The following is a 21,891-nucleotide window of genomic DNA, read 5'->3' on the forward strand; positions in this document are numbered from 1 at the left end:
CCGAGCAACGAATGACCGATTTCGCAGAAGAGGCCAACCATGGACTTCCTTCGCCCCGCCAGCTGGGAGGAGGCGCTCGCCGCTAAGGCCGAGCACCCCACCGCTGTGCCCATCGCGGGCGGCACGGACGTGATGGTCGAGATCAATTTCGACCACCGCCGCCCCGAGTACCTGCTCGACCTGAACCGTATCGGTGATCTGAGCGAGTGGGAGGTCGGAGAGAAGACCGTACGCCTGGGCGCCTCCGTTCCCTACACCCAGATCATGGAGAACCTGCGGGCCGAGCTGCCGGGCCTGGCCCTGGCGTCGCACACGGTTGCCTCCCCGCAGATCCGCAACCGCGGGGGTGTCGGCGGCAACCTCGGCACCGCCTCCCCGGCCGGCGACGCGCACCCCGCGCTGCTCGCCGCCGGCTGCGAGGTCGAGGTCGAGTCCGTACGCGGTCGCCGCATGATCCCGATCGACGACTTCTACCTCGGCGTCAAGCGCAACGCGCTGGAGTCCGACGAGCTGATCCGCGCGGTGCATCTGCCCAAGGCCGACGGACCGCAGCAGTTCTCCAAGGTCGGCACCCGCAACGCCATGGTCATCGCGGTCTGCGCGTTCGGCATCGCGCTGCACCCCGAGACCCGTACGGTGCGCACCGGCATCGGCTCGGCCGCGCCCACCCCCGTGCGGGCCCGCGAGGCGGAGGACTTCCTCGCCGCGGCGCTGGAGGAGGGCGGCTTCTGGGAGTCCGGCGCCCCCATCCCGCCGTCCGTCGCCAAGCAGTTCGCGCAGCTCGCCTCCGGCGCCTGCAACCCGATCGACGATGTGCGCGGCAGCGCCAAGTACCGCCGGCACGCGGTCGGCATCATGGCGCGCCGCACCCTCGGCTGGACCTGGGAGTCCTTCCGCGGAAACGAGAGGAGCGCACAGTGCGCGTGACATTCACCGTCAACGGCCGCCGCCAGGAGGCCGACGACGTCTGGGAAGGCGAGAGCCTGCTGTACGTCCTCCGCGAGCGGATGGGCCTGCCGGGTTCGAAGAACGCCTGTGAGCAGGGCGAGTGCGGTTCTTGTACGGTCCGCCTGGACGGCGTGCCGGTGTGCTCCTGCCTCGTCGCCGCCGGCCAGGTCGAGGGTCGCGAGGTGGTGACCGTCGAGGGTCTGGCGGACTTCGCCAAGCAGCGTGCGGAGCACGGGGGCTGCGGCACCGGTGCGTGCGGCACCACGCTCCAGGACGCCCAGCAGTGGTCGGCGCACGGGTCCCATCGCCCGCGGGCAGCCGACTCCCAGACCGGCGAGGGCGCCGAACTCTCCCCGATCCAGCAGGCGTTCATCGACGCGGGCGCCGTCCAGTGCGGCTTCTGCACCCCGGGCCTGCTGGTCGCGGCCGACGAGATGCTGGAGCGCAACCCGCAGCCCACCGACGCGGACATCCGCGAGGCGCTGTCCGGCAACCTCTGCCGCTGCACCGGTTACGAGAAGATCCTGGACGCCGTCCGTCTCGCGGCCGCGCGCCAGGACCGTCACGAAGAGGCGGTCTGACCATGGCTGTGAATCCACGGGTCGCCACCGCTCCGGCGACCGGCACTCCCACCAAGATCACCCAGGGCTCCCAGACCAAGGGCGGCATCGGCGAGTCGACGCTGCGCCCCGACGGCACCCTGAAGGTCACCGGCGAGTTCGCGTACTCCTCGGACATGTGGCACGAGGACATGCTGTGGGGCTTCACGCTCCGCTCCACCGTCGCGCACGCCGAGATCGTCTCCATCGACACCTCCGAGGCGCTCGCCCAGTCCGGCGTCTACGCGGTCCTGACGTACGACGACCTGCCGACCTCGATCAAGAACTACGGCCTGGAGATCCAGGACACCCCGGTGCTCGCGCACGGCAAGGTCCGCCACCACGGTGAGCCGGTGGCCCTCGTCGCGGCCGACCACCCGGAGACGGCGCGCCGCGCGGCCGCCAAGATCAAGATCGAGTACAAGGAGCTGCCCGTCGTCACCGACGAGGCCTCCGCGACCGCCGAGGGCGCGCCGCTGCTCCACGAGGGCCGCGACGACCACCACGCCGGGCACGTCCCGCACCCCAACATCGTCCACCGTCAGCCGATCATCCGCGGCAACGCCGACGAGGCCGCCAAGAAGGCCGATGTCGTCGTCTCCGGCGAGTATGTCTTCGGCATGCAGGACCAGGCCTTCCTCGGCCCGGAGTCCGGCCTGGCGGTGCCCTCCGAGGACGGCGGGGTGGACCTCTACGTCGCCACCCAGTGGCTGCACTCCGACCTGCGCCAGATCGCCCCGGTCCTCGGCCTGCCCGAGGACAAGGTGCGGATGACGCTCTCCGGCGTCGGCGGTGCGTTCGGCGGCCGCGAGGACCTGTCGATGCAGATCCACGCCTGCCTGCTCGCGCTGCGCACGAACAAGCCGGTCAAGATCGTCTACAACCGGTTCGAGTCCTTCTTCGGGCACGTCCACCGGCACCCGGCGAAGCTCTGGTACGAGCACGGCGCCACCAAGGACGGCAAGATCACGCACATGAAGTGCCGGATCGTGCTGGACGGCGGTGCCTACGCCTCCGCGTCCCCGGCCGTGGTCGGCAACGCCGCCTCGTTGTCGGTGGGTCCGTACGTGATCGACGACGTCGACATCGAGGCCGTCGCGCTCTACACCAACAACCCGCCCTGCGGCGCGATGCGCGGCTTCGGCGCGGTCCAGGCGTGCTTCGCCTACGAGGCGCAGATGGACAAGCTGGCCGCCAAGCTGGGCATGGACCCGGTCGAGCTGCGCCAGCTCAACGCCATGGAGCAGGGCACGATCATGCCGACCGGGCAGCCGGTCGACTCGCCGGCTCCGGTCGCCGAGATCCTGCGCCGCATCAAGGCCCGCCCGCTGCCGCCCGAGCGCCAGTGGGAGTCCAGCGAGGGCGCCGACGTCCGCCAGCTGCCCGGCGGCCTGTCCAACACCACCCACGGCGAGGGCGTCGTACGCGGCGTCGGCTACGCGGTCGGCATCAAGAACGTCGGCTTCTCCGAGGGCTTCGACGACTACTCCACCGCCAAGGTGCGCATGGAGGTCATCGGCGGCGAGCCGGTCGCCACCGTGCACACCGCGATGGCGGAGGTCGGCCAGGGCGGTGTCACCGTCCACGCGCAGATCGCCCGCACGGAGCTGGGCGTCACGCAGGTGACCATCCACCCCGCCGACACCCAGGTGGGCAGCGCCGGTTCGACGTCCGCGTCGCGCCAGACCTACGTCACCGGCGGTGCCGTCAAGCACTCCTGCGAGCTGGTCCGCGAGAAGGTCCTGGAGATCGGCCGCCGCAAGAAGGGCACCTACCACCCGGCGTGGGCCACCGCCGAACTCCTCCTGGAGGGCGGCAAGGTCGTCACCGACGGCGGCGAGGTCCTCGCCGACCTCGTGGACGTGCTCGAAGGGGAGACCGTCGAGATCGAGGCCGAGTGGCGCCACCGGCCCACCGAGGCCTTCGACCTGGTCACCGGCCAGGGCAACGGCCACGTCCAGTACTCCTTCGCGGCCCACCGCGCGGTCGTGGAGGTGGACACCGAGCTCGGCCTGGTCAAGGTCATCGAGCTCGCCGTCGCCCAGGACGTCGGCAAGGCGCTCAACCCGCTGTCCGTCGTCGGCCAGATCCAGGGTGGTACCACCCAGGGCCTGGGCGTGGCGGTCATGGAGGAGATCATCGTCGACCCCAAGACCGCGAAGGTGCGCAACCCCTCCTTCACGGACTACCTGATCCCCACGATTCTCGACACCCCGACCATCCCGGTCGATGTGCTCGAACTCGCCGACGAGCACGCCCCCTACGGGCTGCGCGGCATCGGCGAGGCCCCGACCCTGTCGTCCACCCCGGCCGTCCTCGCGGCGATCCGGAACGCGACCGGGCTGGAGCTCAACAAGACGCCGGTGCGTCCCGAACACCTCACCGGCACATAAGGAGCTGTCCGGGGGGCGATCCCCCCGGACCACGGCCTCCGGGCGGTGTGCGTCAGGGGTGTCCCTGTCCGTCCTCCTCCGTGTACCGCCCGGAGCCCAACCCCGCACCACGCAGTCGCTGCTGTCCCCACACAGCCAGCACCCCGTTCGTCTCGGGCCGTCCCCCGGGTCGTGCAGCCGAAGATCCATCCCAAATCTCGCATTCCCCCTCGCGAGTGCCCCTGTGAACCTTGGGAGTTAGGCACCATGACCCAGCAGTCCACTGAGCCGAGGACCACGGCGGAAGACGCGGGCGACGGCTCGCGTCAGCCCGCCGGCCGGTCCTGGCTCGACCGGTACTTCCACATCTCCGACAGAGGATCCACCGTCGGCCGCGAGGTGCGTGGCGGAGTCACCACCTTCATGGCGATGGCGTACATCGTCCTCCTCAACCCGGTCATCCTGACCACGACCAAGGACATCACCGGCGCCACGCTCAGCGCCGACCAGGTGACCACGGCGACCGCGCTGGCCGCCGCCGTCACCACGATCGTCATGGGCGTCCTGGGCAATGTGCCCCTGGCGCTGGCCGCCGGCCTCAGCGTCTCCGCGGTGATGTCGTTCCAGGTCGCCCCGCAGATGACCTGGGACAACGCCTGGGCGATGTGCATCATCTACGGCGGCGTGATCGTGCTGCTGGTCGTCACCGGCCTGCGTGAACTGATCATGAACGCCATCCCGTTGCCGCTCAAGCACGCGATCACCATGGGCATCGGCCTGTTCGTCTGCCTGATCGGCCTGGTCCAGGCGGGCTTCGTCACCTCCATGCCCGGCCCGGGCGGCCTCGCCGGTGCCAAGCCGATCCAGCTCGGCAGCGCCGACATGCTCACCGGCTGGCCCGTGCTGTGCTTCGCCTTCACCGTCCTGCTGATCTTCCTGCTGCAGGTCCGCAAGGTCCCCGGCGCGATCCTCATCGGCATCGTCGGCGGTACGGTCTTCGCCGCGCTCGTCCACCAGTTCGCCGGGCTGACCGTCAAGGACTGGGGCGGCCGCAACGCACCGGTGATCTCCGGTTCCGTCGTCTCCACCCCCGACTTCGGACTGCTGGGCCATGTCTCCTTCAGCGGCCTGGGCGACGTCGGCGGGATCACCATCGGCGTGATCGTCTTCACGCTCGTGCTGGCCGGTTTCTTCGACGCCATGGGCACGATCATCGGCATCGGCCAGCAGGCCAACCTCGCCGACAAGGACGGCAAGATGCCGGGCCTGAACAAGGCCCTGGCCATCGACGGTGCCGGCGGCATGGTCGGCGGTCTGACCGGCGCCTCGGGCCAGACCGTGTTCGTCGAGTCCACCGCGGGCGTCGGCGACGGCGCGCGCACCGGCTTCGCCAGCGTCATCACCGGTCTGGGCTTCGCGCTCTGCCTGTTCTTCACCCCGTTGGCGCAGGTCATCCCCACTCAGGTGGCGGCCGCCGCCCTGGTGGTGATCGGCTCGATGATGCTGACCAACGCCAAGCACATCAACTGGGACGACCCGGCGACCTCCATCCCGGTGTTCCTGACGACGGTCCTGATGCCGTTCACGTACTCCATCACCGCGGGCATCGCGGCCGGCGTCATCGCGCATGTCGCGATCAAGGCCGTGCAGGGCAAGTGGCGCGAGCCCGGCTGGCTGATGTGGGTGCTCTCCCTGGTGTTCCTGGCCTACTTCTCGCTCAACCCGATCGAGAGCTGGCTGGGAGTGCACCACTGACCCGCTCCTCCACTCATCCGTAATCCGTAAGGAGACCGACATGCTGGACATCGCCGAAGAGCTGCACCGGTGGGTCGAGCAGGGCCGCGAGTTCGCGGTGGCCACCGTGGTGGCCACCAACGGCAGCGCACCCCGCCAGCCCGGAGCCGCCCTCGCCGTCGACGCCGACGGTACGGCGATCGGGTCGGTCTCCGGAGGATGCGTGGAGGGCGCGGTCTACGAACTGTGCCAGGAGGCGCTGCGGACCGGTGAGCCGGTTCTGGAGCGCTTCGGGTACAGCGACGAGGATGCCTTCGCCGTCGGCCTGACCTGCGGCGGCATCATCGACATCCTCGTCCAACCGGTACGGACGAGCGTCCCGCGCCCCGCAGGCGACAGCGGTGGCGCGGGCAAGCCGGTGGACAGCACCGCCGACACGCTCGCCGCGGCGCTGGCCGCCTCCACGTCGGGGGAGGCGGCGGCGCTCGCCCGGGTCGTCCAGGGCCCCGCCGAGCTTCTCGGCCGAGCCCTGCTCGTCCGCCCCGACGGCGGCCACACCGGCACCCTCGGCGGCCACCCGGGGCTCGACCACACCGTGGTCGAGGAGACCCGCGCCCTGCTCGACGCCGGGCGCACCGCCACCCTGGAGATCGGCGCGGAGGGGTCGCGCTGCGGCAGCCCGGTCGTCCTCCTCGTCGAATCCTCCGTGCCCGCGCCCCGCATGATCGTTTTCGGGGCGATCGACTTCGCCTCCGCCCTGGTCAAGGTCGGCAAGTTCCTCAACTACCACGTCACCGTCTGCGACGCCCGGCCCGTCTTCGCCACCCGGACCCGCTTCCCGGACGCCGACGAGATCGTCGTCGACTGGCCGCACCGCTATCTGGACTCGCAGGAACTCGACTCCCGCACGGTGCTGTGCGTGCTCACCCACGACGCCAAGTTCGACGTCCCCCTGCTGGAGCGCGCCCTGCGACTCCCGGTCGCCTACGTCGGCGCCATGGGCTCGCGCCGCACCCACCTGGACCGTCAGCAGCGGCTGCGCGACATCGGCCTGAGCGAGCTGGAGGTCAACCGCCTGCGCTCGCCCATAGGCCTCGACCTCGGCGCGCGCACGCCCGAGGAGACCGCCCTGTCCATCGCCGCCGAGATCGTCGCCAACCGCCGCGGCGGCACCGGAGCTCCGCTGACCGGTGCCCACACTCCCATCCATCACGACACGACCCGACCGGTGGGGCGGATCGGGTCGGTGGCCTGAGGGCCTCAAGGGATCTCCCACAGCCCCGGGCCATCGGAGGGCGCCGCCGCGAGCGGCGCCCTCCGTCGTTTTCCGACGGGCGCGCCCTCCGCATGCGGAAACTTGGCCAAAGGATGAGAGCTGGTACCTGCCCCGGTCCCACGACTGGCTCTGACGGCGGCACTGGGGTGACCGGGCCCTTGCGGACGGAACGTGTCCGCAAGGGCCGCTACCGTCGTCGCCATGACGCAGCGCCGCACCTCCCCCCTGCTCACCGCCCGCGCCCTCGGCCGGGCCACCCGGGACCGCCAACTCCTGCTCCGACGCAGCGAGATGGGGGTACTCGACGCCGTGGAGCGGCTGCTCGGACTCCAGGCCCAGGCACCGCGCCCGCCGTACCACGCGCTCGCCGCCCGGCTGGCCGACTTCCGGCCGCAGCAGCTGTCCGACCTCCTGGAGAGCCGGCAGGCCGTCCGCATCTCCGCGATGCGCTCCACCATCCACCTGGTCAGCGCCCGCGACGCCCGGCTGCTGCGCCCGCTCCTCCAGCCGGTGCACGACCGGGGCCTGCGCGGCAACTTCGCCCGGCAGCTGGTCGGCGTCGACCTGGACCGGCTGGCCGCCCTCGCCCGCACGCTCGTCGAACGGCAGCCGCTGACGTTCCAGGAGCTGGGGGAGCGGCTCCGGGAGGAGTGGCCCGGGCACGAGGGACGGTCGCTGGCCACCGCCGCCCGCCAACTGCTCCCCCTGGTCCAGGTCACCCCGCGCGGCCTGTGGGGGCACCCCGGCCGGGCGGCGCACACCACCCTCGACCACTGGCTGGCCGCCGCGCCGGCAACGGCGCCCGCCGAGCCCGACCCGCAACGGGACCTGCCCGCCGTCCTCCTGCGCTACCTCGCCGCATTCGGTCCGGCGTCCGTCAAGGACATCCAGACCTGGTGCGGACTGACCCGGCTCCGCGAGGTGATCGAGCCGCTGCGGCCGCGACTGCGCACCTTCCGCGACGAGCACGGCGTCGAACTCCTCGACCTGCCCGACGCGCCGCTGCCGGACCCGGACACCGAGGCGCCGGCCCGCTTCCTCCCGGAGTTCGACAACGTGGCGCTCTCGCACGCCGACCGCACCCGCATCCTCGCGCCCGAGCACCAGGGCCGCACCTGGGACAACAACGTGGCCCACCGCGTCCTCCTCGTCGACGGCACCATCCGCGGGCTGTGGCGGATCGACACGGCGGGCGACACCGCATGGCTGACCATCGAGCCCTTCGACACCCTGACCCGCCCCGAGCGGGCCGCGGTGGAGGACGAGGCGGCCGGCGTACTGCGGATGACCTCCCCGGACGCCACCCACGACCTCCGCTACGGCTAGGCCGTCTCTTTCGGATCTTGCCGGTTAAGCCCGTGGCGTCTGGCGCGGTGCATCGCAAGGCGGAGGGTCGCCCGCGTACTGGACGTACTCGGGCGACCCGACAACGCGGCGAGGTGCCGTGTCAGACGCCACGGGTCAGGCAAGATCCGAAAGAGACGGCCTAGGTGGCCCGGAGCGGGGGAGGCGCGTCAAAAACCGGATGAACCTCCCGCCGCGCCGGGTTAGCGTCCCCCGGTGACCAGTGACGACCACCCCCACACCACCACGGACATCCGGGACATCCCCGAGTCCGACCTCGACCGAGCCCTGGACCTGGCCTACCTCGCCTTCCACCTGAAGCCGGCCGACAAGACCCGCCGGCACCACCACGACCTGCTGCGGGAGTGCGCCCGGGTCGGGGCGTACGACGGCGGGTCGCTCGCCGGCATGGTCGGTGCCCACCGCCTCACCCTCTCCATCCCCGGCGGTCGACTCCCCTGCTCGGCGGTCGACTTCGTCTCCGTGGCGCCCACGCACCGCCGCCGCGGCGTGCTCACCTCGATGCTGGCCGGGCTCTGGCGCCGCTGCGCCGACGAGGGCCGGCCGATCGCCTGCCTCTGGGCGTCCGAGAGCGCCATCTACGGCCGCTTCGGCTTCGGCGCCGCGACCGAGGCGTACTCCGTCGAGATCGACTCGTCCCGCCCGCTGGCGCTGCGCCTCGCGCCCGACGCCCGCCCGCTGCGGCTGATCGACCCGGCCGATGCGGCGGAGGTGCTCGCACCGCGCTACGACGCGACCCTGCCCCACCGCGCCGGCCGGTTCACCCGCGACCGGGCCTGGTGGCGCAACGAGGTGCTGGACCTCGACGGCGCCCGCAGCGCCGAGGACCTGGACGGCTTCGGCGCCCTGCGGGTGGTGGTGCTGGGCGCGCCCGGCGAGGTGCCCGGCGGCTACGCGGTCTACCGCACCCGCGGGCCGGGGGACAACCGTCCCGGCGCGGTCCGTGTCGACGAACTGGAAGCGGAGAGCGCACCGGCCGCCGCGGCTCTGTGGTCCTACCTGTGCTCCATCGACCTCACCACGAAGGTGCAGATCGACGCCCGCCCCGCCGACGACCCGCTGCTGTACCTCGTCGCCGACCGCGACCAGGTACGCGTCACCGGCCAGGAACCGTCCCTGTGGGTCCGGCTGGTGGACGTCCGCGCCGCCCTTGCCGCCCGCTCCTGGGCGTCCCCTGTGGACCTCGTCATCGACCTCGGCGACGCCGCGCTGCCCGCCAACGCCGGCCGCTTCCGGCTGATCGCGGGGCCGGGCCGCACCACGAGCTGGAGCGCCACCACCGACTCCCCCGATCTCGCCCTGGACGTACGGGAGTTGGCCGCCTGCTACCTGGGCGGCAGCCCGCTGCGGCGGTTCGTGCACGCCGGTCTGGCCACCGAGCACACCCCGGGCGCGGTCCGCCGGCTGGACGCGGCGCTGGAGACCGCGTGGCTGCCGTTCACGGGGGAGAACTACTGATCCGCCGACGGCGCGCCGTACGAGGCTCGCGTCGTACGAGGTCAGGCCCGTGCAGCCGCCCGCCGGGAACCCGGTTGCCGGCGAGCGGCCGCACGGCGAGGATCGGCCGCCTCAAGGACGAGAAGAAACACGCCCCGGCTTACTGGAGGTCCAAGGCGGGCCTGCCGGCGCCGGGCTCACCCCCGTCCTCGGCCTAAGGCCGCTGCGACGCCGGGGCGATCACTGCCTGAAGCAGCGTCAATCAGTGGTGATCAAGTCCATCGAGTACTCGATCTCGAAGACCGGCGGCACGCCTGTGACGACGGGGCGCGACTATGGCCGCGGCGCCAGTGCCGCCATCACCAGCACGTCGTGCCACTCGCCGTCCCAGTGGAGCGCCTCGCGCATTCGGCCCTCCACCTCGAAGCCGCACTTCTCGTACGCCCGCCGGGCCCGCGCGTTGAAGGCGAAGACCTCCAGCTGGACGCGGTGCAGGCCGACGCGCTCGAAGGCGTAGTCCAGGAGCAGACGGGTCGCCTCGCTGCCGAGGCCGCGGCCGGTGGCCTCCGCGGCGAGGGCGATACGGAAGCTGCCGAGCGCGTTGTCCCGGTCGATCTGGCTCAGCGCGAGGTCGCCCAGGAACGCACCGGTCTCCCGGTCCTCGATGGCCAGGTCGAGGCGCTCCGCGCGCTCCGCGGCCCCGGTGCACCAGGCCTGAAGCTCCGCCAGGGTCCAGTCGTGGTGCGTGCCGGTCAGCCGGCGGGTCTCGGCGTCCAGGAAGGTGGCGTGGAAGGCGGCCGCATGCCGAGGGGCGAGCGGTGTGAGCCGGATCCGGTCACCTATGAGGACCGGCTTCTCGGAGAGTGCGCTGGCATCGATCATGGGGGGATGATGGCGAGGCCGCGGGGCCTGCGGCAACCGAATTGACCGCTGGGCAGAACCGGCCGGGAAGGGGAAGGCGTGGAGCTGCGGCAGGTGCGGTACTTCGTCACGGTCGCACAGGAACTGCACTTCGGGCGGGCGGCGGAGCGGCTGCACATCGTGCAGTCGGCGGTGAGCCAGCAGATCCGCCGGCTGGAGCGGGAGTTGCAGACCGAGCTGTTCGACCGGTCCTCGCGCCAGGTGCGGCTGACGCCCGTCGGCGAGCGGTTCCTGCCCGAGGCGCGGGCGCTGCTGGCCGCCGAGGAGCGGGCCCGTGCCGTCGTCGCGGAACTGTCCGCCGGCCGCGCCCGCACCCTGCGCCTGGGGACGAGCACGGGCCTGGGCGCCCATCTGGACCGGGTGCTCGACACACTGGCCGGTCTCGCCCCGGAGACCGGGGTGGAGCTGGTGTCCGCACGGGCCCAGCAGCGGCTCGACCAGGTGGCCGCCCGCGAGTTGGACGCGGCGTTCCTGCGCGGCGATCCGGACGGCGCCGGCCGCGACGGCCTGAGCTTCGTCCCGCTGTGGCAGGACCCGCTGGTCGCGGTCGTCCCGGCCCGCCACCCGCTCGCCGCCCGGCCCGGCACGATCGCGCTCACCGACCTGGCGGCCGTCCCGCTGGTGCTGACCGAGCGGCGCAACAACCGCGCCCTGGTCGACCTGGTCGTCAACGCCTGCCACGAGGCCGGCTTCGTCCCCGTACCGGGTCCCCGCTACGGCTCCTTGGACGACACCCTCACCGCGATCGGCGCGCCCGGCGGCCCGGAGCACGGCCTGTGGACCGTCGTGTACGCCTCGCACGCCGCCCGGCTGAGCATCCCCCGGGTCGCCTTCCTTCCGTTCCGCAACCCTGGCATGGAGCTCACGACCTATCTCGCGGTGCGCCGCAGCGATCCGCCCGCCGGGCTGGACCTGCTGCTGCGGGCCTGCGCGGCGACGGACCGCGGCCAGGGAGCCCCCTGAAGGCCGGATCAGCCGGGGCCGGGCCGGTCCGCGGGGCCGCGGGACCCGCCCCGCCCGCTCGATCTCGATCGGTGATCGCTGTGTGCGCGATCCGCTTCTTGGTCCCGCGCCGCGTTCGCGATGGACTGAGGACATGCCGGTCAAGCACCGGAAGTCCTTATCCGAAAAGGAAGTTCAGCCATGCCGATCGTCACCGTCCAGCAGGGTCCGCGCAGCGTCGAGCTGAAGCGGGAGCTGGTCAAGCAGATCACCGACGCGTTCGTCGACGCGTACAAGATTCCGGCCGAGACCGTGCAGGTCTGGATCCAGGAGGTGCCCACCGACAGCTGGGGCGCGGCGGGCACGCTGACCGCCGACAAGTAGGACATAGCGGCGGGGCCGGCCTGGAGGAGGGCCGGCCCACCGCACGCGGGGCGAACGCTCCCACCGGGAGGACTACGGCGCGGCCCGCGCCGCCTTCCGCCGGCGCCCCACTCACGCTCGACCGCCTGGCCTCTGACCGCCGCCGACGCGGAAGCCGGTGTTTCACCCGCTGGCGGATGCGGCAACTGGCAGACTCCGCATTTCAGATTCCAGACAAGGTTGTTCCGGGTACAGGAGAGAGCATGCGGACACCGATGACGATCGCGGACTTCCTCGACAGGGCCGAACTGGGCTTCCGCGACAGTCCGGGAGTGGTCGACGAGCCGCGTCAGCCCGCGCCGTCGGTCCCCGAGGCGACGTATGGGCGGTTCGGAGAACGAGTCCGTGCGTGGCAGGCCGGTCTGGATGCGCTCGGGATCGGGGAGGGCGAGCGAGTGGCGGTGGTCAGCCACAACTCCGCGCGCCTGCTGGAGCTGCTGTTCGCGGTCCCCATGAGCGGCCGCATCTGCGTGCCGGTGAACTTCCGCCTCAAGCCCGAAGAAGTCGAGTACGTGGTCCAGCAGAGCGGCTCCTCGGTCCTCCTCGTGGACCCCGAGCTGGACGATGCCCTCTCCGGCATCAAGGCGCGCCACCGCTTCGTCCTCGGCGAGCAGACCGACACCGAGCTGATGCGATTCGGCGTCGAGCCGCGTCCTTGGTCCCAACCGGACGAGGACGCCACCGCGACCATCAACTACACCTCGGGCACGACCGCCCGGCCCAAGGGCGTGCAGCTGACCCACCGCAACATCTGGGTCAACGGCCTCACCTTCGGCCTGCACACGCGCGCATGGGAGCGCGATGTGTACCTGCACACGCTGCCGATGTTCCACTGCAACGGCTGGGGGATGCCGTACGTGATGGCGGGCCTGGGCGCGAAGCAGGTGGTGCTGCGCAAGGTCGACGGTACGGAGATCCTGCGGCGCGTCGATGAGCACGGCGTCACGCTCATGTGCGGCGCGCCGGCCGTGTGGAACATGGTGCTCGACGCGGCGGCGACGTGGTCGGGCGAGATCCCGGGCCGCGACCGTGTGCGGATCGTCTGCGCGGGCGCTCCGCCACCGACCAGGACGATCCAGCGCGTGCAGGAGGAACTCGGCTGGGAGTTCACCCAGCTCTACGGCCTCACCGAGACCTCCCCTTTCCTCACCTTCAACCGCACCCGACCGGCTGATGTGGGCCTTCCCGCGGAGGAACGGGCGCGCAATCTGTCCCGAGCGGGGCTGCCCGGCCTTGGGGTGAAGCTGAAGGTCTCCGAGTCCGGTGAGGTCCTGGCCCGCTCGAACACGGTGCTCAACGGTTACTGGGAAAAGCCGGAGGAGACCGCGGAGGCCCTTGAGGACGGCTGGTTCCACACCGGCGACGGCGGCACCCTCGACGAGACCGACGGCCACCTCACGATCTCGGACCGGAAGAAGGACGTGATCATTACCGGCGGTGAGAACGTGTCGTCCATCGAGGTGGAAGACGCGATCTTCAGCCACCCGGCGGTCGCCGAGGTCGCCGTCATCGGCGTGCCGCACGAGAAATGGGGCGAGACCATCAAGGCTCTCGTGGTTCTCGCGGAGGGCGCGACGGCTCAGGAGTCCGACATCATCGCCCACTGCAAGCGGCACATGGCCGGCTACAAGGCACCCACGTCGGTCGAGTTCCGCGACACGATCCCGCGCACCGCCACGGGCAAGATCCAGAAGTTCAAGCTCCGCCAGCCGTACTGGGCCGACCATGACCGGGGAGTCAACTGACCACCGCACCCAAGCGCGAGGTTGCGGGCGAGCCGGCCTGACGTCACTCCCGAGCGCTCTGGTCAGAAGCGCTCCGTATCCGAAAGAGGCCCACAGACGGCAAGGAACCTGCGAGCAGGCTGTATGTCGTTCATGTGTTCATGAGCAGGTGAACGGCTGTGCCTGAGGAGCATGGCGGTGGCGGCCATAGGTGGGATGACGGGTAAGCGTCGAGACGTCAGGCCCTTTTGGTCCGCCCTTCCGGTTTGCCCGGGCCCCGCATTGCTGCCGGGCCCGGGTGGAGGAATTCGTCACTCCGTTCAGTACAAGACCGCGCAGCTCGACTACGACTCCGTCACCCATATCGCCGCCGTTCAGGGTGCGATCGCCGGTGCTGCAAAGGTCGCGCACAAGGCGCAGGAGGATGCCGCCCGTGCGCAGGAAGTGGCGGCGAAGGCCCGTGACGCCGCCGCTGATGCGCTGAAGTGGGCGGACAAGGCGAGGAATTCGGCAAAACAGGCCGCCGATTACGCGAAGCAGGCGAATGCGAACGCGGACGCAGCCGAACGGTCGGCCAAGGACGCACAAGCCTCGGCCAACAAGGCCAAGCAGGCAGCCTCCAACGCCCGCTTGGCGGCACGTTCAGCCAATTACTCCGCCAACCGCGCCGTGGATGCCGCCCGTCGCGCGGTAGCTTCTGCCAACTCGGCCGAGTCCTCGGCCGCTTCCGCTCATGCTTCCGCTCTCCAGGCCGGCAAGGACGCCCGAACAGCGGCAGCAGCCGCAACCGAGGCGCACCATATCGCCCTGGCCAAGCGAAGGGCCGAAATCGAGGCGGCGGCCAAGAAAGCAGCTCAGGAATCCCATAAGGCCAAGGAATCCGGAAAGAACCCTGCTGACACCCCGGAGAACGACGAGACCAAAAAACTTCCCTGGTGGAAGCAGACGGCCCGGGATCTGGCGGACCTCACCAATGAGATCAGCATAATCTCCGGATTCGTCGCTGCTGGTTCAGGCCTCATCGCCGGAACGCTCGCCGTGTTTGGTACCGAGCTTCCCGCAGGTGTCTTCGCGGGCATCGCAAAGTACTCGGGATGCGCTTCCCTCGCTGCCAGCGGACTTAACGTCCTGTTCACCGGAGTTGGCTACGGGTGGCACAGTCATGAATTCAGACAATCCATCGGAAGCGCCGCTCTGGGCCTGATTTGCGACTTCCTTGTGGCAGGGCGTGCGCAGAGCACATCGAGGGCACCCGCAAGTCACTCACGTCGGTTCCGTAAAATGTGGGCCATGTCGGCGGAATCCCCCCTTATACAGAGCATGCGTACGGCCGTGGCGGCGGCGCCCGATGACGTGCCCCTGCGGCTGCACCTCGCCGAGTTGCTGCTGACGGCGGGGCACGGGGACGCCGCGGTGGGGGAGGTTTCCGTGGCGTTGCAGCACGCGCCCGGTGATGTCCAGGCACGCGAGTTGATGGTCCGGGCCCTGACAGGCACTTCGGCACCCGCGCCCGGCGAAGCCGCGCTGCCCGCGCCACCACAGGTCCCGGTGCCCGGCCAACCTCCCGCCCCCTCCGCCGTGCCGCCGATGGCTCCGGTGCCCGAGCAGCCTCCGGCCGCTGCCGCCGAACAGTCGCAGGACCCCGCGGCCGGGCTCTCCCCGGCGCCCGCCCCCGCCTCGGGCCCGGGCTTCGACTGGACTGCCGCCGAGGATCAGGTCGGCGATGTCGTGCCGCCCCGGTTCGTTCAGGCGCCGCTCACCGTTGACGGCAGCGGTGATCCTGGGGACGCTGCCGCCTGGGATGTGGAGCGTCCCGGAGCCGTCCGCCTCGCTGATGTGGGCGGCATGCAGGAGGTCAAGGAGCGGCTGGAGGCCGCCTTTCTGGCGCCGTTGCGCAATCCGGAGCTGCGCCGCCTGTACGGCAAGAGCCTGCGTGGGGGGCTTCTGCTGTATGGGCCGCCGGGCTGCGGCAAGACCTTCATCGCGCGGGCCGTCGCCGGTGAGCTGGGGGCGAACTTCCTGTCCGTGTCGGTCAACGATGTGCTGGACATGTGGATCGGCAACTCCGAGCGCAACATGCACGAGCTCTTCCAGACTGCCCGCCGCCAGGCCCCGTGCGTGGTCTTCCTGGACGAGCTGGACGCGCTCGGCGGAAAGCGCAGCCGCACTCAGAGCAGCGGCATGCGCAACACCGTCAACCAGTTGCTGACCGAGCTGGACGGCGTCGAGGCGGACGCGAACGAGGGCGTGTTCGTGCTCGCCGCCACCAATGTGCCCTGGGACGTGGACCTCGCCCTGCGCCGCCCCGGCCGGCTGGACCGGACCCTGCTGGTGCTGCCGCCCGACGCACCGGCCCGGGAGGCGATTCTCCGCTACCACCTGCGGGAGCGGCCCATCGAGAACATCGACCTCGGCAAGCTCGTCAAGGCCACCGACGGCCTGTCCGGCGCCGATCTGGCGCATGTCTGCGAGGCCGCGGCCGAGCACGCACTGCTGGACTCGGCCCGCACCGGGACCGTACGCCTGATCGGGATGAAGGACCTGCTGGCCGCGGCGGGACAGATCACGCCTTCGACAGAGCCGTGGTTCGCGTCCGCCCGCAACGTGGCGATGTACGCGAACGACGGCGGGATGTACGACGACCTGGTGGCCTACCTGAAGAAGAAGCGGAAGCTGTGACTCAACTGAACTCGGCCGTCGAACAGGCCCAGGCCCTCATCGATTTCCAACGCTACGACCAGGCCCGAGCCCTGCTGTCGCAGCACCTCGCCGAGGACCCCGGCGACATGGCCGCCTGGATCAAGATCGGCTACTGCCATCTGTACACGGAGCAGCCGGAACAAGCCCTTCACGCGGCTGACGAGGCGCTCAAACTGGCTCCCGAGGACTTCTTCGCGCTCATCCTGCATGCCAAGGCACTGACCCGCATACCCGACCGGGCCTGGCGCGCGGCCGAGCCCGTACTGCGCGCGGCGGTCCGGGCCGACCCGCACCACTGGTACGGCTACGCGATGCTCGCGGACGCCGTATGCCGCATGTCGCTTGTGCGTTACGTCCAGGCGCACGGCTCCACGTTCCCCCCGCCCCACGAGCGCGACCATGTGCTTCGCGAAGCGGCCGACCTGGCGGCGGAGGCGCTGCGGCTGGGGCCCGAGGAGGTCTACGCCCACGAAATCGCCCACCAGATCGCGACCTTCTCGCTCAACACCACCCTCGCCGACCAGCTCGAACGCGCCCTCCTCCGACTCGACCCCACCCACGCCGAGGCGCTGGCCGCGCAGACCCGGAAGGCTGCCCAGGCCCCGGGCGTCAAGGCCGCCCAGGCTGCCGATCTCTACGCCACCGGGCTTGCCGCCGTACCGGACTCCGCCGAGCTGCAGCGCGGTCTCGACCAGGCCACGTACCGCATGCTGCGCGGCGTACGGTGGCTCGCTCTGCTGTGTGTCGCCTTCGCCGGGACGGCGATGGACCTGTTCGCCGTCGAGGGCAAGGTGCAGCGGGAGTTGCCGCTGCCACTCGGCCAGCGCCTGTGGTTCCTCGTGGTGGCCACCGCCATCTGGCTCGTCGGCGCCCTGCTGCGCTACCGGCGGCGGCGCGCCGGCGTCCAGCTCAACGTGCGGTCACTGATACGCCGCCGCCGGTGGCCCCGCATAGTGCTGGCCCAGGCGACCTGGGCCATGCTCTGTGCCCTGCTGATCGCCGAAATCCCCTGGACGGACCGCCTGTTCCCGCAGGTGCTGTTCTGGGCAGGGCTCGCGCCGACGTTCGCCACGATCTGGTTCGACCGGAAGAAGACCCGGTGAAACGGACCGAGCCGGGGCCGGGAGGTCTGGTTCAACGGGCGTAAGCGCGTGGTTCCGCAGGCGAGCACACCACGTTCCCCTGCTGACGGATGACGCCTGGTCGACAGTCGAGCCGATCTTCGCAGGGCGTAAGGGTAGGCGCGCCAGGGATCCTCGGGGCACGCTGGATGCCATGCTGCACCAGGCACGTACCGGTTGCCCTGGAGTGACCTCTCATCTCCACCCGGCAACCTTGCCGGCGTGTGGCAGCGATGGCTGAAGACGGGCTTCTGGGAGCAGCTCATGGACACACTGACCGACGTGCTGGGGGAGTCGCTCCCGGATGGCGGAGTGACGCTTTCGCCCCTTGAGGTTCGGGGGAGGGATGACCCCCGGGGTCAGTTCGCCGACCTGCCGAAGACCGTCTCCGGAAAGATCCGCCGTAGCGAACTGCGCGAGCGCACCGCGCAGGGCGACGGCGGCGCCGAGTACTTGGAGGAGAACCACCGATGAGCCCGTCGCACCAGGAGCTGTCGTACGCCAGCGGGGCCGCCGAGCGGCCGCTGCTGGGGCACACCATCGGCGCCGACCTGGCCCGCACCATCGCCCGGTTCGGCGACCGCGAGGCGCTGGTGGAGGTGGCGAGCGGTCGCCGCTGGACCTACACCGAACTGGGCCGCGCCGTCGACGAGGTGGCCCTCGGCCTGCTCGCCAAAGGAGTCGGCAAGGGCGACCGGGTCGGTATCTGGGCGCCCAACTGCGCCGAATGGGTCCTCGTGCAGTACGCCACCGCCAAGATCGGCGCGATCCTCGTCAACGTCAACCCGGCATATCGGGTGCATGAGTTGGCCTACGTCCTCCAACAGGCCGGCATCACCGTCCTGGTCTCCGCGATCCACCACAAGACCAGCGACTACCGCCGGATGATCGAGCAGGTGCGCGCCGAGAGCCCGGCGCTGCGCGACGTGGTCTACATCGGCGACCCGACCTGGGGCGGACTGCTGGCCGCCGGCGCGGCCGTCCCGCACACCCGGCTCGCGGAGTGTGAACGGGCCCTGACCGCCGACGACCCGGTCAACATCCAGTACACCTCGGGCACCACCGGCTTCCCCAAGGGCGCCACCCTCTCGCACCACAACATCCTCAACAACGGCTACTGGGTCGCCGAGACCATCGCCTACACCGAGCACGACCGGGTGTGCCTGCCGGTGCCCTTCTACCACTGCTTCGGCATGGTGATGGGCAACCTCGGCATCACCTCGCACGGTGCCTGCATCGTCATCCCGGCCCCGGCCTTCGACGCCGCCATCACCCTGCGGACCGTCCAGGACGAACGCTGCACCTCCCTCTACGGCGTCCCCACCATGTTCATCGCCGAGCTCAACCACCCCGACTTCGGCTCGTACGACCTCTCCTCGCTCCGCACGGGCATCATGGCGGGCTCACCGTGCCCGGAGGAGGTGATGAAGCGGGTGGTCGCCGAGATGCACATGGCCGAGGTGTCCATCTGCTACGGCATGACCGAGACCTCGCCGGTGTCCACCCAGACCCGCCGCGACGACGACCTGGAGCACCGCACCGCGACGGTCGGACGGGTGCTGCCGCACATCGAGGTCAAGGTCGTCGACCCGGCGAGCGGGGTGACCGTGCCCCGCGGCACGCCCGGCGAGCTGTGCACCCGCGGCTACAGCGTGATGCTCGGCTACTGGGAGGAGGCCGAGCGCACCTCCGAGGTCATCGACGCCGCGCGCTGGATGCACACCGGCGACCTCGCGGTGATGAACGACGACGGCTACGTCCGGATCGTCGGCCGCATCAAGGACATGATCATCAGGGGCGGCGAGAACGTCTACCCGCGCGAGATCGAGGAGTTCCTCTACTCCCATCCCAAGATCGCCGACGTCCAGGTCGTCGGCGTCCCCGACGGCAAATACGGTGAGGAGATCGCCGCCTGTGTGATCCTCCGCGACCCCGAAGACTCCCTCACCCGCGACGAGTTGGCCCGCTACTGCCGCTCCCGGCTCGCCCACTACAAGGTGCCGCGGTACCTGGAGATCCTCGACGCGTTCCCGATGACCGTCAGCGGCAAGGTGCGCAAGGTCGAGCTGCGCGAGCGGCTGGCCGAGGAACTGGGGCGGGTACCGCAGTGAGGCGAGTGCGGTGCGGTGGGCGGGCTCACCGCACCGCCGGGTTCGCCACGTAGCCCAGATCGACCGGCTCGGGGACCGCGGTCCGGTCGGCGGTGCCGCGCCACGGGGCCAGCAGGCCGGGCAGCCGGGGAGGCCACAGGGCGTCCGCGGTCCCGGCCAGCTCGGCCGGGCCCCACCACCGCCACTCCAGGATCCGGTCGTCCGCGTGCGCCGCGGCCACCCCCTCGGCCGGTTCCCTGCGCGGCCCGTGGGCGAGGTAGATGTGCTCGTGCTGGCGTACGGGGACGCCGGTCGGGGAGCCGGCAGCCGGGGGCAGGGTGAAGTCGTGCTCCCAGGTGCACAGCAGCGGGCCCGGTGCGAGATCGCGCCAGCCGGTCTCCTCCCGCAGTTCGCGCAGGGCCCCCGCGCGGGGTGTCTCACCGGGCTCCAGCCCGCCACCGGGCATCGCCCAGTGGACGCCGACCTCTTCGTTCTCGTACCGGAAGAGGAAGAGCGCGCCGTCGGGGTCGAGGACGGCGACTCGCGCCGCCTGCCGGGGAGTTCGCATCGCAGCAGGGTACGCCGCGCCCGCGGACGGCCGGACGCCGGGCCGCCTCGATCGATTGTCAGACCCACCCGGCAAGATGAAAAGGTGAACGGACAGCGGGACAGTGCCGCTGGGCACGCACCACGGGGAAGCGGGGACGAGACCATGACCGAGAGCGTGGCGGAGCTGGCACGGCGGCTCAGGAGCGCGGACGCCGGCGGCTGGACGCCGGAGGGGGCGCGGGCGCTGGTCGCCGGGCTCGGCTGGACCTGGCAGGACTCCGGTGCGGGGCCGGTCGTCGGCACGGGGCGCGCCGAGGGCGACGCCCGGCTGCGCCCGGTCGGCTCGATCGAGGAACGCTACGCCGGCGGGCAGAGCTATCTCGAACTCGCCGTTCCGGTAAGGCCCGCCGAGCCGGACGCGGCCGGTCAGGCCGCCGCCTTCCGCGCGGTGCGCGAGGAGCTGACCGCGGCCCTCGGCGAGCCGTCGATCATGGGCGTGTACGGCGACCTGGGGCCGTTCTACGGTTCCGGGCCGCTGTGGGGCACCCCGTTCGTGCGCTGGCGCGACCGGCCCGACACCCTCGAACTCCGCGCCGGAAAGACCGGCCCCGAGCTGGTCCTCCAGCCCACCGACCCGGTGGAGAACTGGTTCTGGCGCCAGGGCGTCGGCGAGGAGCACTCCATCACCGGCTTCTTCGGCAGCCGCAACGACGCGTCCAACGCGGGCCTGGGCTTCCCCGGCGGCTGGTACGCCCAGAGCTGGGAGACGGTGACCAGGGCGCTCGCCGACTTCCTGGACACCCTGCCCGCCGAGACGACCGCGCTCGGCACGTCCCTGGCCATGCCGGTCTACGGGCGGCTGGCCGAGGGCGGCGCCCCGATCCTCTTCGACATCACCTGCCAGGACCGGCTCTCGCTGGGCTGCTTCGCCTCGGACGCCGTGGACCCGGCGGCCCTGGGGTGGGGCACCGTCGCCGAGCATCCCGGGACCGGGGAGCTGTGGCCCGACGACGATGACCCGCGTTGGCGTATCGACGCCGGCGGCCCCGGTGAGCCCAAGGGCCGGGCGCTGGCCGAGACGCTGGTGGCCACCGCACGGGCCGCGGGGGTGCGGACACCCGCCGACCTGATAGTCGGTGGCGAGGCCACCTACATGGGCGGGTACCACGTCACGTTCTACGGCCTGGGGCTGAAGACCGGATGAGAGCCGGATAGGACCGGCTGGGGCCCGCCCGCAGGTCCTTCCGCCCCAGCTCGCCCGCGGCCCCGCCGCCCCGGCCCGTCGCTCAGCGCTGCCGCTCGCCCGGCCAGTCCAGCAGCAGCCGCTGGGCGCGGGGGAGCGAGGCCACCACGAGGTCGTAGGAATCCTCGATCATGTCGAGGACCAACCGGTCGGTGAGGGAGCCCTCCAGGGACACCGTGTTCCAGTGCCGCTTGTTGAGGTGATAGCCCGGCACCACCTCCGAGTGCGCCGCGCGCAGCCGTTCGGCCAACTCGGGCTCGCACTTGAGGCTCACGGTCAGCGGCAGATCCGTCAGTGTGGAGAGCGCGAAGATCTTGCCGCCGACCTTGAAGGTCGACACGTCCGGATGCCGTGGGAAGGGGAACTCCTCGGTCGCGCCGTTGAAGTCCAGACAGGCGGCACGGAGCGCTCTCGCGTTGATCATCCCGCCAATATAGGCGGCCCGTC

Annotated in this window: 18 protein-coding genes; 15 read left to right on the forward strand and 3 right to left on the reverse strand. The window is 71.1% G+C overall.

Annotated features, from left to right (window positions below):
- The first annotated feature begins 39 nt into the window (after positions 1-39).
- The 7 genes from WAB15_RS32170 (at position 40) to WAB15_RS32200 (ending at position 9,752) form a co-directional block, all read left to right on the forward strand.
- Positions 40-927, forward strand: coding sequence for an FAD binding domain-containing protein (locus WAB15_RS32170; protein ID WP_399146381.1), 888 nt, complete (start codon positions 40-42; stop codon positions 925-927).
- Complete coding sequence (locus WAB15_RS32175) at positions 918-1,529, forward strand: (2Fe-2S)-binding protein (RefSeq protein WP_407288383.1); 612 nt, start codon at positions 918-920, stop codon at positions 1,527-1,529. Before WAB15_RS32170 ends, WAB15_RS32175 begins: the two co-directional genes overlap by 10 nt.
- A gap of 2 nt (positions 1,530-1,531) precedes the next feature.
- Positions 1,532-3,940 (forward strand): xanthine dehydrogenase family protein molybdopterin-binding subunit, encoded by a 2,409-nt coding sequence (locus tag WAB15_RS32180; RefSeq protein ID WP_399146383.1) that lies wholly within the window; start codon positions 1,532-1,534, stop codon positions 3,938-3,940.
- A gap of 246 nt (positions 3,941-4,186) precedes the next feature.
- The gene (locus WAB15_RS32185) at positions 4,187-5,674 is read left to right on the forward strand and encodes an NCS2 family permease (RefSeq protein ID WP_399146384.1); all 1,488 of its coding nucleotides are present in this window, start codon (positions 4,187-4,189) and stop codon (positions 5,672-5,674) included.
- A 40-nt stretch (positions 5,675-5,714) separates the two neighbouring features.
- A complete protein-coding gene (locus WAB15_RS32190; protein ID WP_399146385.1) occupies positions 5,715-6,908 on the forward strand; it encodes an XdhC family protein in 1,194 nt (397 codons plus the stop codon).
- A gap of 222 nt (positions 6,909-7,130) precedes the next feature.
- Positions 7,131-8,255 (forward strand): winged helix DNA-binding domain-containing protein, encoded by a 1,125-nt coding sequence (locus WAB15_RS32195; RefSeq protein ID WP_407288384.1) that lies wholly within the window; start codon positions 7,131-7,133, stop codon positions 8,253-8,255.
- Positions 8,256-8,489: 234 nt separating this feature from the next.
- On the forward strand, positions 8,490-9,752 hold the full coding sequence (locus WAB15_RS32200) for a GNAT family N-acetyltransferase (protein ID WP_407288385.1): 1,263 nt from the start codon (positions 8,490-8,492) through the stop codon (positions 9,750-9,752).
- Between the two features lie 312 nt (positions 9,753-10,064).
- On the opposite strand, the gene WAB15_RS32205 is transcribed toward WAB15_RS32200, so the two are convergent.
- Entirely contained in the window at positions 10,065-10,613 is a 549-nt protein-coding gene (locus tag WAB15_RS32205) for a GNAT family N-acetyltransferase (RefSeq protein ID WP_407288386.1), read from the reverse strand.
- 78 nt (positions 10,614-10,691) lie between these two features.
- On the opposite strand from WAB15_RS32205, the gene WAB15_RS32210 reads away from it, so the two are divergent.
- The 7 genes from WAB15_RS32210 (at position 10,692) to WAB15_RS32240 (ending at position 19,673) form a co-directional block, all read left to right on the forward strand.
- Entirely contained in the window at positions 10,692-11,615 is a 924-nt protein-coding gene (locus tag WAB15_RS32210) for a LysR substrate-binding domain-containing protein (RefSeq protein WP_407288387.1), read from the forward strand.
- 180 nt (positions 11,616-11,795) lie between these two features.
- Complete coding sequence (dmpI, locus tag WAB15_RS32215) at positions 11,796-11,978, forward strand: 4-oxalocrotonate tautomerase DmpI (protein ID WP_393500510.1); 183 nt, start codon at positions 11,796-11,798, stop codon at positions 11,976-11,978.
- A 242-nt stretch (positions 11,979-12,220) separates the two neighbouring features.
- Positions 12,221-13,762 (forward strand): AMP-binding protein, encoded by a 1,542-nt coding sequence (locus WAB15_RS32220; RefSeq protein ID WP_407288388.1) that lies wholly within the window; start codon positions 12,221-12,223, stop codon positions 13,760-13,762.
- A gap of 1,269 nt (positions 13,763-15,031) precedes the next feature.
- Entirely contained in the window at positions 15,032-16,420 is a 1,389-nt protein-coding gene (locus WAB15_RS32225; RefSeq protein ID WP_407289331.1) for an AAA family ATPase, read from the forward strand.
- Positions 16,417-17,544, forward strand: a complete 1,128-nt coding sequence (locus WAB15_RS32230) for a tetratricopeptide repeat protein (RefSeq protein ID WP_407288389.1) — start codon at positions 16,417-16,419, stop codon at positions 17,542-17,544. Before WAB15_RS32225 ends, WAB15_RS32230 begins: the two co-directional genes overlap by 4 nt.
- A gap of 282 nt (positions 17,545-17,826) precedes the next feature.
- Complete coding sequence (locus WAB15_RS32235) at positions 17,827-18,036, forward strand: hypothetical protein (protein ID WP_407289375.1); 210 nt, start codon at positions 17,827-17,829, stop codon at positions 18,034-18,036.
- On the forward strand, positions 18,033-19,673 hold the full coding sequence (locus tag WAB15_RS32240; protein WP_407288390.1) for an AMP-binding protein: 1,641 nt from the start codon (positions 18,033-18,035) through the stop codon (positions 19,671-19,673). Before WAB15_RS32235 ends, WAB15_RS32240 begins: the two co-directional genes overlap by 4 nt.
- 25 nt (positions 19,674-19,698) lie before the next feature.
- Here WAB15_RS32240 and WAB15_RS32245 read toward each other — a convergent pair whose 3' ends face one another.
- Entirely contained in the window at positions 19,699-20,220 is a 522-nt protein-coding gene (locus WAB15_RS32245) for an NUDIX hydrolase (protein ID WP_407288391.1), read from the reverse strand.
- A 144-nt stretch (positions 20,221-20,364) separates the two neighbouring features.
- Between WAB15_RS32245 and WAB15_RS32250 the strand changes: the two genes are divergently transcribed.
- The gene (locus tag WAB15_RS32250) at positions 20,365-21,405 is read left to right on the forward strand and encodes a hypothetical protein (protein WP_407288392.1); all 1,041 of its coding nucleotides are present in this window, start codon (positions 20,365-20,367) and stop codon (positions 21,403-21,405) included.
- A gap of 82 nt (positions 21,406-21,487) precedes the next feature.
- Here the strand turns inward: WAB15_RS32250 and WAB15_RS32255 are convergent, their stop codons facing one another.
- Complete coding sequence (locus WAB15_RS32255) at positions 21,488-21,868, reverse strand: MmcQ/YjbR family DNA-binding protein (RefSeq protein WP_399146398.1); 381 nt, start codon at positions 21,866-21,868, stop codon at positions 21,488-21,490.
- Positions 21,869-21,891 lie beyond the last annotated feature (23 nt).

The organism is Streptomyces sirii (assembly GCF_045690365.1).
GTDB lineage: Bacteria > Actinomycetota > Actinomycetes > Streptomycetales > Streptomycetaceae > Streptomyces > Streptomyces sirii.

Excerpts from the sequence above, each read along its gene's own strand:
- WAB15_RS32170 (WP_399146381.1), top strand. The coding sequence starts at position 40 with ATGGACTTCCTTCGCCCCGCCAGCTGGGAGGAGGCGCTCGCCGCTAAG.
- WAB15_RS32180 (WP_399146383.1), top strand. The coding sequence starts at position 1,532 with ATGGCTGTGAATCCACGGGTCGCCACCGCTCCGGCGACCGGCACTCCC.
- WAB15_RS32185 (WP_399146384.1), top strand. The coding sequence starts at position 4,187 with ATGACCCAGCAGTCCACTGAGCCGAGGACCACGGCGGAAGACGCGGGC.
- WAB15_RS32190 (WP_399146385.1), top strand. The coding sequence starts at position 5,715 with ATGCTGGACATCGCCGAAGAGCTGCACCGGTGGGTCGAGCAGGGCCGC.
- WAB15_RS32195 (WP_407288384.1), top strand. The coding sequence starts at position 7,131 with ATGACGCAGCGCCGCACCTCCCCCCTGCTCACCGCCCGCGCCCTCGGC.
- WAB15_RS32205 (WP_407288386.1), bottom strand. The coding sequence starts at position 10,613 with ATGATCGATGCCAGCGCACTCTCCGAGAAGCCGGTCCTCATAGGTGAC.
- dmpI (WP_393500510.1), top strand. The coding sequence starts at position 11,796 with ATGCCGATCGTCACCGTCCAGCAGGGTCCGCGCAGCGTCGAGCTGAAG.
- WAB15_RS32220 (WP_407288388.1), top strand. The coding sequence starts at position 12,221 with ATGCGGACACCGATGACGATCGCGGACTTCCTCGACAGGGCCGAACTG.
- WAB15_RS32225 (WP_407289331.1), top strand. The coding sequence starts at position 15,032 with ATGTCGGCGGAATCCCCCCTTATACAGAGCATGCGTACGGCCGTGGCG.
- WAB15_RS32235 (WP_407289375.1), top strand. The coding sequence starts at position 17,827 with ATGGACACACTGACCGACGTGCTGGGGGAGTCGCTCCCGGATGGCGGA.
- WAB15_RS32240 (WP_407288390.1), top strand. The coding sequence starts at position 18,033 with ATGAGCCCGTCGCACCAGGAGCTGTCGTACGCCAGCGGGGCCGCCGAG.
- WAB15_RS32245 (WP_407288391.1), bottom strand. The coding sequence starts at position 20,220 with ATGCGAACTCCCCGGCAGGCGGCGCGAGTCGCCGTCCTCGACCCCGAC.
- WAB15_RS32250 (WP_407288392.1), top strand. The coding sequence starts at position 20,365 with ATGACCGAGAGCGTGGCGGAGCTGGCACGGCGGCTCAGGAGCGCGGAC.
- WAB15_RS32255 (WP_399146398.1), bottom strand. The coding sequence starts at position 21,868 with ATGATCAACGCGAGAGCGCTCCGTGCCGCCTGTCTGGACTTCAACGGC.